Here is a 12106-nt window from a genome sequence, read left to right as displayed (position 1 = left end):
ATTTCAGTTCCTTGGTTAGTATCAGAAAATTCCAAGCTCCCAAAATCTAAGTCTTGGCCTACAAAGAATGGGAGTAGAACAAATTTAGCTTGACTAAGATCAAAATTATAGATAGTATCATACCCCTCCCCTGTAGTTAAAATGACTTCAGCAGCACCGGTTCCTAAAAAGACTTGGTCTAGACCCTCGCCACCAAAAATTCTATCGTCTCCACCATTACCAAAAATAATATCATCGCCATCGCCACCAGCAATAAGCTCTCGGTCTGAAGATCCCGTTAAAGTATCATTTCCTCCATCAAAATCAAAAAGGAGCTCACCGCCATCATTGCTACCGTTGCCATTTATTACATCATCACCAGCACCGCCAACAATAAAATCAGCTTGGGAACCACCATTGATTTGGTCATTTCCAGCATCACCGAAAATCAAATCATTGCCACCATTGCCATTAAGCTGGTCATCACCATCATTACCTTCGATGGAATCATTGCCAGAACCACCATTGATTTGATCATTGCCAGCAAGACCTAAAAGAGTATCATCTCCACCGTTACCATTAATCTGGTCATCACCAGGAGTACCCTCAAGCAAATCATTCCCTGGTGTTCCATTGATGATATTAGTCATGTTTATTTTCCTTGATAGTAAATACTATCCTTGATAACTAAAAAAATTATCCCATAAAAAATATTGTTTAAATCTCGAACATAAAAGTTCAGTAATTTGTATGATTAACTACAGATTATTGACTATCAAAATGCTTAATATCATACAATAATCAACAAAGTCATTGACTAGACAATGGTTTTTAAATTATCTTAGTGGTATCCGGTAAATATACTTTAATGAGAGAATAAAAGTTCAAGTCTTAGTGGTCAGATGATGTTATTGACTCCGATCATTTTAAACTTATTGGGCAAAGACACCACTACCACAAACATGCCCTTGCCCTAGAATTAACCACCATCCCTAACATCAAGAGTAATCTCAGCAGTGATCACCCGGTCCGTCTGCGAGACAATCTTCACCCGTCTAACCCGACCAGCATAGGGCGTTCGCGTAGCGGCGACCTAGGAGAATCGCACAACACTCAACTCCGCCAGCTCCTTCTCCACCTCCTGAGACTGCTTCACCAAGGATGCCAGCTGGTACTGCTGCCGTTGTAAATTAGTCTGATATTTGATCATCTCCAAAGAATGCCGGTAAATCTGTTGTTGGTAACGAGTTTTAGCAGCATTTATAGCAGTCGAAGCAAATCTTAGGACATACTAGTCAGAAAGTAAAGTATTGTTAATCAATTAATTAAATGCCAGTTCCTTACAGTTACGATTTAAGAACAAAAGTCATGGGCGCTATTGACGATGGCATGGGAAAAACTGAAGCTAGTCATCTCTTCAAAATTAGCCGAAATACAATTGACCTCTGGTTAAAAAAGAGAAAGTAAACAAGAGATTATAGGGCAAAAGAGGGTTATCAAAAGGGATATATTTCTAAAATAGCTGATTTGGATAAATTTCGGTAATTTGTCCCGTGCTCATGGTAGCTTAACTCAGAATAAAATGGCAGAAGCGTGGTCATAAAAGATTAGTGATAGGACTATAGGTAAAGGCTTTAAAAAAATTGGTTATACCCGAAAAAAAAACTTACGGTTATCGATAAAGAGATGAAGAAAAAAAGCGTTTCGATAAAAAGTTAGTCAAAAGAAGCTGGAACAGTTAGTTTATATAGATGAATCAGGAATGGATAATCGTGAAGACTATGGTTATGGATGGAATGAGAGCGATGCAGTGGCATGACGGGGGTTTCCTCCATGAGGGACTGCATCAATAAAAGGAAAAAGATTTTATGACTTAAAATCAGTAAAAAGAAGTGTAAGAGTCAGGATTATGAGTGGTTTGGTTGAAGGAAAACTGATAGCGCCACTGACTTTTGATGGTTCTTGTAATCCTTCAGTATTTGAGACATGGCTTAAAGATAAATTGATTCCTGAATTAAATCCAGAGGTGCGACAAGGCGCGAGGTTTATTCGCCTATGGAACGCGCACCAAGAGAGGATAAAGAATTAGATAATTAGTTGAAGCAGCGGATTGTGAAATTCACTATTTGCCCCCCTATTCTCCTGATTTAAAGAAAATATAACATTATTGGTTTCCGATTAAAAATCGGGTTATAAAATCAAAAGGTACTATCGAAGATTTTAGATAGAGAGTTGATTTAGCTGTTCAGTTAACGTCCTAATCTATACTTCGACTGCTATAGCAAAGCGCTCGACCTTAGGAGAATACAGTACCAATTCCGAGTCTACTAAGTCAAAGGTAATTCCTAAACGGGGACTAACCCAACCAAGCATCTGGGGGATGGGTTCTAAGGTTTCTGATGAACGCAACCAGCCTTTTAGTTTTGTTCGATTTGGGTCAAAAAGATAGTACTCTTCTACTCCATGGGTCTGGTAAAACTTGAGTTTATCCTCTTCTAATTCTTTGATAGTGTTTGTGTGTGAGGCTATTTCAAAGGTCACCTGGGGATTAAGGTTATCTTCAACCCAGGTTTTGTAAGAAGGCCGATGCCCTTTTGGTCTACCGATAACTACCATGACATCGGGGGCTTGGTTGATTTTTGGTTGTCCTTGTACTGGATACCACAACAAATCCCCGGCGATAAACACATTGGGGTCATCTTTGAATCGAACTTCTAGGCCAAACTTAATGGTGGTAATTAGTTCAAATTGAAGGGTATTGTCCGCCAAGGGCTTACCGTCACTTTCGGGATAAAAAATGTCATCGGTGGTGGGAGTTAGCTGCTGAACCATTGGAAAATTGTTACTTGAGCTGATAAGCCTATTGTAAGCGGTCAGCGGTCAGCGGTCAGCGGTCAGCCGTCAGCGGTCAGCCGTCAGCCGTCAGCCGTCAGCCGTTGGCCTTTGGCACCTCAAGTAGCGTGGGCGTAGCCCATTAGCTATTAGCTAATAGCTAATAACTGATAGCTGATAACTGATAACTGATAGCTGATAGCTGATAGCTTACACCTCAACTTCTTTCCATCCCTCAATCGTAGCCATCAAAATGTTAACTAAAGGATGGTCTATGGCTTCTTTGAAGGCTTCTACTCCTCCTGCTTTCAGGGCATTGATCACTTTGGCTTTTAGGGTTGGGTTATTGTCAATTTGATCAATAACTTCACCTACAAATATCATCTTCTCTTTGTTGGTTGTAGTGGGATTAGTCTGAGATAGTTGGTTTAGGAGTTGCTGAATTTCAGCTGCTGCTTCGTCTAGGCTTTGTTTTTGCTCTGGTGTCAAATTAGTAATTTTAAGTTCTTGTATAGCATTGTCTTTGGCAACAGCAATACTAGGATTAGTAACATTAGGATTATTAGCTTTGCTTTGGTCTATATGAAAACTCTGTGAATTATCTGACATATCACTCTCGGCTTTAGCTCTAACATCAATAATGGTGTAAATAGATCTATTAGCTAGTAGTTGAATAATATTCCATAATTTATTGCTATCCTCACGATAACTTACTATCTGTTCATTTTTATCTTTTAATTCTGCTTTATATTTTTCTAATTCTTTGAGGGCAAGTTCATAGTTTTTCGTGAAGTCACTATGAATCTTTTCTTTATTTGTGTCAGGGGGAACACTTACCTTAACAACAACTACACCATCCCCTTTATTTTCAATACTCTGAATAGCTAGTTCGGTATCTTCATTCTCTACTTGGACTTTTCTGAAAGCTGCAACAAAAGCTTTCCAGTCAACACCGTTTCGGAAAATTAGGTCAACAGTATTTAAGACCTCTTGGAATAGCTTGGTAAATTCTCCTGGTTGAAATTCGCCACTACTTGGACGACGTTCGCGATCGTCTGTTTGATCATGCTTGGTTTTTTCAAGAAGATATACAAATTTACAGTCAACATTTTCAAGCTTGGTGCTACTTTCAGTATTCCACGCTTCTAAACAAGCTCCCGTAAGATAAGCCTGAGTAAAATCAGTACCAACGCAATTAGCTTCAGTTAAATTAGCCCATTCTAAATTAGCCTCTTCTAAAGTGGCTTTGCTAAGATCAGCCAGTTTTAAATTAGCTTTATTTAGATTAGCCATTCTTAAATTTGCACCTCTAAGATTGGCCTTAACATAAGACTTATTGTTACCATCACCACTAACTAATAATTCTCTGACAGCTGTATCAGCTAAGATAGTTTCAACTGGTCTTGCTCGGTCAAGTTTTATAGTATCTCGCCAACACGTACGAGTGAGATTAGCCTCTCGTAAATCTGTACTTTTGAGGATAGCTCCCGTAAAATCAGCATCGGTTAAATCAGCTTGGTGAAAACTTGTACCTCCTATAGCAGCAAAAGCAAGAGCAAGAGTCCGAATCACAACAAATTTTTTATTTTCTTCTAAGGCTTGCCAACTAAAATAAATACACAGTAACCCTAGAGCCACAGCCCAAGTCACAGCGTAAGGCAACCTGTAAATAAACCCTGTAGATAAACCTTTAGACAAAAACCAACTAAGATAAATAGCTATAGCTAAACCCACAATCCAAAATCCGAACAGAACCAGAGTTTTAGTCCGATTGATAGCCCAAGCTCCAGTCACAGCTAAAGTGCCCGATACAACACCAGTCAAACCCCAGAACCCTACCCCAGCTAACTTCCAAGCTGTTTCCTGACCTATATCGAGACCCGTATCCTTAAATACAACAAAAGCCAAAGCCTCACAAATAGCTAAAGTTCCAGCTACAGTTCCAGCGAAAGCTGCTATATCTTTTGTAAAACCACGCCTGATAGTGAGAGTAAAGAAAAGTACTAATACGACAAAGATTACTGTAGCAGGAATAAAAGTATATTTATTAATATATTTAGGGTTCAGAACATTTGAGGCATTCACACCGACTAGCCCAAAGGCTGCCCCTGATAGTCCTGAAAGCAGGCATGATGATGCTATTAAAATAATTGCTATTCTCTTTCGTAATCCCGCCTTGGCCTTACAAAACTTAGTACCTTTTAAAATAGCATTATTAAAGTTTGCCCCTCTAATATCCGCTTCACTAAAATCTACCCCTGAAAGGTCTTCTCCCTGGAATGACTGACCTCTAAGATTTTCCCTTCGGAAATCTCTTTCTCCTGCTTCATATCTTCTCAAGACCTCACTGGCTTCAATTTGCTTGTAACTGTGATTGGAAACTTTGGAAACTATAGTTGGGTTTGATTTATCCTCCTTCTCATTTGTTTGTTTCTGTTCACCTGATCCATCCTTAGTCCGCTTGTGTTCTCTCCAAGCAACAAATACAATGCCGACGAAAAAACTGGCGGTGACTAACCAAGCGGGAGGGTTGCCACCAGCGAACAAGAAGATTACTAGTAAACTAGTAAAAACTTGGGCTGTTTGCCAAAACAAAGAACTCAGACCAGCTTTGGCTTCTTCGTAGAGACTAATTTCTTCGCGTTTAACTGGAGACATACTAACTAGCCTATTGATTCCATCGTAGATGATTAATCAGGTCTTTTAAGAAGCGTTTGACAATCCGACCACTTAAGGTAATACAGGAGCTAAAAGCTAACAGGACAACAACAAGGCAGAAGTAGCGGTTTACTTCCCAAACGTTCCAGGTACCCACACATTGATCAAAGCCTGTAAAATTTTCTTTAGTTATCGACTGAAATATCCAGCCGAAAATAACGTATAGGATGCTAAGACCAATCGCATCCTGAATTGTCAAATAGACATCTCGCCAGAGGTCACCTATTAAAGCTTTCCCAATCTGGTCCAAGGGCTCCCAGATGTTGATCAGGAGTTTATTAGTAAACTTTCCAGGCCATGTTACTAGTCTAGTTGGTGGCTGTGTTGGATCTTGAGTTGCCTTACTGACTGGTTTTCGGGTTATCGGTTCCTGGTCTGTGGTCATGCCAAACCTAGATAGTGTTTTTGAGAAATCTAGCGGACCCTGTCTCTACTTATAGAACATTTACCTAGTTTTGGAGTAATGTCTTGCTTTTAAATTTTGTTAAGGGAAAGTGACCCTTTTACTCCCACCCCTACGAGTTCGTAAAATGCATTAGGGACGAGCTCGCCCTCATTTTCTCGGTATCCAGTGTTGGGACAGTCCGCCTGGGAATTGTAACGGGCAAGATGCCCGTTCCACCAAGATGGCCATTCCACCAAGATGGCCATTCCAGCCACCGGGTCAAACAGCTTTAATGAGATCCACCCCCCACTTCCACCGTTGCGTTGGAATTACCCGAGCAAAAACCAACATCCCCATTCAAACGCGATCGCATAAGCGCGGAAGCTGAGGCCATAGGCCAATCGCCTTTGGCTGCCCGTAGCTGATCCCTAAGCAAAACTTTTCCATGGAAACCAGATTTATTTTAAGCTGACAACTGACAGCTGACAACTGACGGCACCTCAAGTAGCGTGCCCGTAGCGCATATGCTTACTTTTTGATTACTCTGCTTTTTTCCAGGTACATGGATTTAAAATTTAATAGTCAAAGCCCCCCAGGAAAAGCCAGCAGCGCTACTTGCTAGCACTACCAAATTCCCTGGTTTAATCTTACCCTCTTCTCTACTTTTGCAGAGGCCAAGTAACGTATCACTAGCCCCTAAGTTTCCATGTTCAGGAAGAGAGATAAATGTTTGTTCTAGGGTCAAGCCCAACCAGAAAAAAATATTTATTAATAGGCTTTTTTTTCCTTGATTAGTAAAGATTACATCTACATCATTGATAGTGTATGAGCTTTTTTGTAGGGATTTCAAAATTACTTTTTTATAATTCTCCAGGTAAACTTCTGAAATAATTTTGTCTAGCTTTTCACGGTCAGCAACTTGCATATAATTTAAGCTTTGGTCTACATTGTCAGAATGAAAAGGTAGCCTAGTTCCCCCTAGTGGAATTTTAAGACAGTCCACAGCTTCTGAATCAGTAACCGCGTGATAAGCCAAAATTTGGTTACTAGTTTCTCCTTTCTTCAGAATGGCAGCAGTAGCACCATCGGCAAACATAAATGTGGATAAACTATCTTGATTAGAGTAGTCCACAAGACTTGATAATCTGTCACTACAAACAACTAACCCATAGGTAAACTCAGTGTTTGCTATTAACATATTACGGCATATATCTATCCCTAGATTGCCGCTATTACAGAAGTTTCTGACCTCAAAAGCAAAAGCTTGATCAGCTCCTATTTCAGATTGGATCTTAGCAGCCGGTGACCATAGTCGATAATCATAATCCCCTACACCACAGTAAACAATAAGATCGATATCACTAGCTCTAATCCCGGCATTATCTATAGCAGACAATGCCGCTTTGGTACCCATTTCTGAGGGTTGCTCATCATCAGTGACTACGCACTTTTGAAAGATGCCGATTTTTTCAATAAAGACATTTTCCGGAGTATTAGAAAGCTGGGACATTTCCAAACTAGTCATTCTTCCAGTTGGTAAATAGTAACCAAGAGAAGTAATACCGATTGACTGATGACTCATCTCTATATTCTCTATTCCCATAAGTGTTGAATCCAGTAATACAAGTTTACCAAAATGGCTGATGTTTTTCTATCGTTGTTGTCAAGCAAAGCAGCACTTTTCCCTGCTCCGAAGTCATAATAGGAAATAGGGAGTCGGGAGTCGGGAGTCGGGAGTCGGGAGTCGGGAGTCGGGAGTCGGTAAGTTTACTTTAAATCATTTACTATGATAAACACTTCTTGTCAATAAACTGGAAATAATTATTAATAAACCCTGCTTTATTGTGTTTATTAACATACAGACTGTTATCGACAGACATCCAGGGATAGGTTGTCGTAGCTGAAGCCAACTTTGACCGTTGCGTTGGAATTACTCCAGCAAAAACCAACATCCCAATTCAAATGCGATCGCATAAGCGCGGAAGCTGAGGCCATAGGCCAATCGCATTTGGCTGCCCGTAGCGCATCGCTAAGCAAAACTTTTCCCCAGATTTATTTTAAGCTGACAACTGACAGCTGTCAGCATTCAGCTGTTCGCGTAGCGTGCGCGTAGCGCATATGCTTACGTTTTACTCAAACAGCCCTGCTCCCTACTCCTTACTCCCTACTCCCTACTCCCTACTCCCTGCTCCCTGCTCCCTAAAAAATGTACCTCACCCAATTTAAAACTGCTATAACTAATAACTAATAACTTGATTACAAACCCATTAGGAAACAGTAGAAAAGTTATGAGTGCTCCCACTAGTAACAGACAGAAAACTATTCCAGTCCTAGAAAATGGATATCTGCTATCTCGTGGAGAATTTGAGCGGCGTTATCAAGCCATGCCCCATCTCAAAAAAGCAGAACTAATTGAAGGAATTGTTTATATGGGATCACCCTTACGGTTTGAATCCCAGGCTGAGCCCCATGCTAATTTACTCGTTTGGTTGGGCAACTATAAAATAGCGACTCCTGGTGTAAGATTAGGTGATAACCCTACAGTGCGGCTGGATCTTGATAATGAACCCCAACCTGATGTGGTTTTACTAATTGATAGCAATTGTGGTGGCCAAAGTCGCCTGGACGATGATGGTTATATTGAGGGCGCACCAGAACTAGTGGCAGAAATTGCAGCAAGTACTGCTTCTATTGACCTCCGAGATAAAAAACGAGTTTATCGTCGCAATGGAGTAAAAGAATATCTGGTTTGGCAGGTAATTGACCAGCGTTTTGATTGGTTTTCTTGGCAAGAGGGAGACTATGTTTCGCTTGTAGCTGATCAAGAAGGAATTATCCGCAGCCAAATTTTTCCGGGATTATGGTTAGCAGTTTCGGCACTTTTGGCGGAAGATATGGTGAAGGTGATGGCAACCTTGCAAGCTGGCTTGGCCAGTAAGGAACATCAAGAGTTTTTGCAGCAGTTGGCAAGTTTTTATTAATTAATTGTCAGGTTTGGAGTATTAGGTAGTGGTAAAGATTACATCTTTACCACTACCCAGAAAGTTTTTGAGCTATCATTAAAAATACGATTGATAAGGCAATTATGCGATGAGTATCGTTATTTCAGACGCAATCCTACAAGCATCTCAGCTTACCCCAAGTGAGTTTCGCCAGGAAATTGCATTACACTTGTTCCAAACAGGTCGCCTAACACTAAACTATGCCAGCCGACTGGCCCACATGGAACCCAACGAGTTTCGCCAATTTCTTAAGCAGCGCAAAATTCCGCTTTACTCCTACGATGTTGAAGACTTTGAACTTGACTTGAAAAATTTGCGGGAGTTAGGAAGGTTGTGATTGTTATTAGCGATACATCGGCAATCACAAATTTGGCAGCGATTCAACACTTACAGCTTCTGCCTCAACTTTATAATCAAATCACGGCATCCCGATCAGCGTAAAACACATTTTTGAAACCTTGTAAAACTTCGGAATAACGTTTTTGATCGGAAGATCGGATTATTTTTGTTAAACCTTTTGTGCATTTAGTTGTGCATTTAAATTAAAAATTATTCAGTTATAACAAAAACATCAAATCCTCTCCCCCTACTCCCTACTCCCTACTCCCTACTCCCTACTCCCTACTCCCTTGCTCTCAAAACCATTAAATTTAAATAAAGACCAGCTAATAAAACCCAATCATTGATAGTGTAATCAGAGTCAATTTAACTATCTTTTGGAAAAAGACAATCAAAAATGCGAAAAAATAAAGTTTTGATGGTACTGGTCTCGCTAATCTTACCCTTTCTGCTTGGTGTCCAACTAGCAATGGCGGATACCAGCGACTCAGCTCAAACCTGCTTACGAGGGTTACTGTACATGGACAATGGTTGCACTACAGTAGATTATATGTCCATTGATTACACTCCTCTGATGAATGACAAAGCTGAAAGCTTTTTGAAAGAAATTAAGGCACGGCAGCTAAATGTTGTCACAGCGGAGTCTCTGACCAGTGGCATGATTATTTCCACAATCGTCAACATTCCCCTCTATGGCTCCTACACCTACGGTGGATTTTCCACCTATGATAGTGATGCTAAGCGCAAGATGCTTGGGGTCAAAAAAGGCGATGTTTATACAGAAACCACAGCTCGACAAATGGCTGCTGGTGCTTTGAAAAATAGTCGGGCGATGGTCTCCATTGCAGTTACCGGACAAGCGGGACCAGTTGACAAAAATAAATTGGAAGACCTCGGTGTTGTCAACGCAGCAGTTTCTATTCGCACCATCTCTGAGAGCCAAGACAGTGACATCCAAGAGCAGCCCATTGTCTTCAATACCAGCCACCGGCGCATGGCACTGTGCGATGGTGATGGATTGCCTATGACTGAAGTTGTATGCCAACAATATCGTTCCGAAGCTGAGGCCGACCCTAAGGGCTATGTATCAGCTCCAATCTTATCCATGACCCGGAAATTGATTCGGCAAAATGTGGTGATTGACGCTCTGGAACTGGCGACACAACACCTCCAAAATTTTGTCTGTACCAGCGACGGCGATAATGTGACTTGTAAAACTCTCGACTCCATGTGTCAAGAACCCTATGATGGCCGTTACATCAGGTACGGTGAACCAACTTGGGTGATCAAGGAGCACAGCGAGCGTTGTCGATTGGGTATAGGAAAGGGAAGAAAGAAAAGGGAACAGGAAAGACGGAGCAGGCAGTAGAGAGTAGGGAACAGGGAACAAAAATTATCACAATTGATTCATGTACCCTTATTCCCAGATCCGCTGTTCCCTGTTCCCTACTTCAGCAAAGAAGTCTACTGACCTATGCATATATTTATCCAAACACTAGGTTCACGGGGCGATGTCCAGCCCTATGTAGCATTGGGCAAAGGTTTAAAAGCAGCAGGACATACCGTCACAGTCTGTACTAGTGCCAGTTTTGAATTATTCATCAGGGAGCATGGCTTAAGTTATGGCTATATGACCGATGAGATGATGAAGCTGATGAATTCAGATCAAGGTCGCGATGCCATGGAAAATACGACCAACCTCTGGGAAATCATCAAACTCACTCGCAAGTTATCTAAACAAGTTGCTCCCATGCAACGGATGATGCTTAAGGATACTTGGAATTCCGCACAACAAGCCAACCCTGATCTGATCATCTTCCACCCCAAAGCCTATGGGGGCCCTCATTTCGCCGAAAAATTGGGCATTCCCGTGATCATGGCGGTTCCCTTGCCGATGCTGGTGCCTACCGCTGAATTTCCTAACATGGGCTTCCCGAAATGGCCTTTAGGGGGCTGGTATAACAAACTGACCTATCGCTTCGTCAATCGATTAATGGAGTTTTCAGCAGGCAAACCCGTTAAAACGTGGCGAGCTGACCATGATTTGCCACCCCAACCGGGGAGTTTTAATATTCTGCGTACCACTACCGGTGAACAGATTCCGGTTTTATATTGTTACAGTAAGTTTGTTATGCCAGAAGCTACGGACTGGCCTGAGAGTGTGGTGCCAACAGGCTACTGGTTTCTAGAGGAACAAGATACATGGCAACCACCGGCTGAGTTACAGGATTTCCTTGATGCTGGCAATCCTCCGGTTTATGTCGGTTTTGGCAGTATGGCTGGACGAGATCCCCAGCGGCTGACGGAAATTGTGATTGAAGGGTTACAGCAAGCCAATGTGCGGGGGATTATTGCTACGGGTTGGGGTGGCTTGGCTGTGGATGACTTGCCCGACAGCATTTTCAAAATTGATAGCGCTCCCCACGATTGGCTTTTCCCCCGTATGGCGGCAGTGGTGCATCATGGTGGGGCTGGCACTACCGCTGCTGGCTTACGGGCAGGTCGTCCGACTATCATTTGTCCCTTTTTTGTAGACCAACCGTTTTGGGGCGAGCGTGTTCATGCCCTTGGTGTGGGCAGTAAACCGATTCCCCAAAAGACATTGACTGCCGAGAAGCTGGCTACTGCTATCCGCGAAGTGACGACAAACCAGACTATTCGGCAAAATGCTGAAGCCTTGGGCAAACAAATCCGGGATGAAGATGGCATTGCTAATGCGATCGCTATTATTGAATCTCGATTGGGTTAGGATTTTAGGGAGTCGGGAGTCGGGAGTCGGAACCCACCCCTAACCCCTCCCAGGAGGGGAACGGGAGTCGGGAACAGGGAGTAGGGAGTAGGGAGTAGGGAG

At 42.0% G+C, this 12106-nt stretch carries 10 protein-coding genes and 1 pseudogene; 5 read left to right on the top strand and 6 right to left on the bottom strand.

Annotation, left to right across the window (positions count from 1 at the left end; translation table 11 throughout):
* Nucleotides 1-629: calcium-binding protein (locus F6K57_RS14000; RefSeq protein WP_293068477.1), on the bottom strand; the 629-nt coding region annotated here is incomplete at its 3' end.
* Nucleotides 630-1308: 679 nt separating this feature from the next.
* Between F6K57_RS14000 and F6K57_RS13995 the strand changes: the two are divergent.
* A pseudogene (locus F6K57_RS13995) lies at nt 1309-2207 on the top strand (transposase).
* Nucleotides 2208-2241: 34 nt separating this feature from the next.
* On the opposite strand, the gene F6K57_RS13990 reads toward F6K57_RS13995, so the two are convergent.
* The 5 genes from F6K57_RS13990 to F6K57_RS13970 form a co-directional block, all read right to left on the bottom strand.
* Complete coding sequence (locus F6K57_RS13990; RefSeq protein ID WP_293020745.1) at nt 2242-2811, bottom strand: Uma2 family endonuclease; 570 nt, start codon at nt 2809-2811, stop codon at nt 2242-2244.
* Between the two features lie 210 nt (nt 2812-3021).
* Nucleotides 3022-5469: a pentapeptide repeat-containing protein gene (locus F6K57_RS13985; protein ID WP_293068473.1), complete on the bottom strand. Its 2448-nt coding sequence runs from the start codon at nt 5467-5469 to the stop codon at nt 3022-3024.
* A 10-nt stretch (nt 5470-5479) separates the two neighbouring features.
* On the bottom strand, nt 5480-5914 hold the full coding sequence (locus tag F6K57_RS13980; RefSeq protein ID WP_293068470.1) for a hypothetical protein: 435 nt from the start codon (nt 5912-5914) through the stop codon (nt 5480-5482).
* Nucleotides 5915-6482: 568 nt separating this feature from the next.
* Nucleotides 6483-7496 (bottom strand): 3-oxoacyl-[acyl-carrier-protein] synthase III C-terminal domain-containing protein, encoded by a 1014-nt coding sequence (locus tag F6K57_RS13975; protein WP_293068468.1) that lies wholly within the window; start codon nt 7494-7496, stop codon nt 6483-6485.
* 284 nt (nt 7497-7780) lie between these two features.
* Nucleotides 7781-7909 (bottom strand): hypothetical protein, encoded by a 129-nt coding sequence (locus tag F6K57_RS13970; RefSeq protein WP_293068465.1) that lies wholly within the window; start codon nt 7907-7909, stop codon nt 7781-7783.
* A 293-nt stretch (nt 7910-8202) separates the two neighbouring features.
* On the opposite strand from F6K57_RS13970, the gene F6K57_RS13965 reads away from it, so the two are divergent.
* The 4 genes from F6K57_RS13965 to F6K57_RS13950 all read left to right on the top strand — a co-directional run bounded on the left by F6K57_RS13965 (nt 8203) and on the right by F6K57_RS13950 (nt 12004).
* Complete coding sequence (locus F6K57_RS13965) at nt 8203-8895, top strand: Uma2 family endonuclease (protein WP_293068462.1); 693 nt, start codon at nt 8203-8205, stop codon at nt 8893-8895.
* A gap of 109 nt (nt 8896-9004) precedes the next feature.
* Nucleotides 9005-9253, top strand: coding sequence for a UPF0175 family protein (locus F6K57_RS13960; RefSeq protein WP_293068459.1), 249 nt, complete (start codon nt 9005-9007; stop codon nt 9251-9253).
* 399 nt (nt 9254-9652) lie between these two features.
* Nucleotides 9653-10624 carry a CinA family protein gene (locus tag F6K57_RS13955; protein WP_293068456.1) on the top strand — a complete coding sequence of 324 codons (972 nt, stop codon included), beginning with the start codon at nt 9653-9655 and terminating at the stop codon, nt 10622-10624.
* 105 nt (nt 10625-10729) lie between these two features.
* The gene (locus F6K57_RS13950) at nt 10730-12004 is read left to right on the top strand and encodes a glycosyltransferase (RefSeq protein ID WP_293068453.1); all 1275 of its coding nucleotides are present in this window, start codon (nt 10730-10732) and stop codon (nt 12002-12004) included.
* Nucleotides 12005-12106: the final 102 nt, after the last annotated feature.

This window comes from Moorena sp. SIO4A5, assembly GCF_010672005.1.
GTDB lineage: Bacteria > Cyanobacteriota > Cyanobacteriia > Cyanobacteriales > Coleofasciculaceae > Moorena.
The sequence above is the reverse complement of the archived record's forward strand: the minus strand, read 5'-3'. Positions and strand labels throughout refer to the sequence as shown.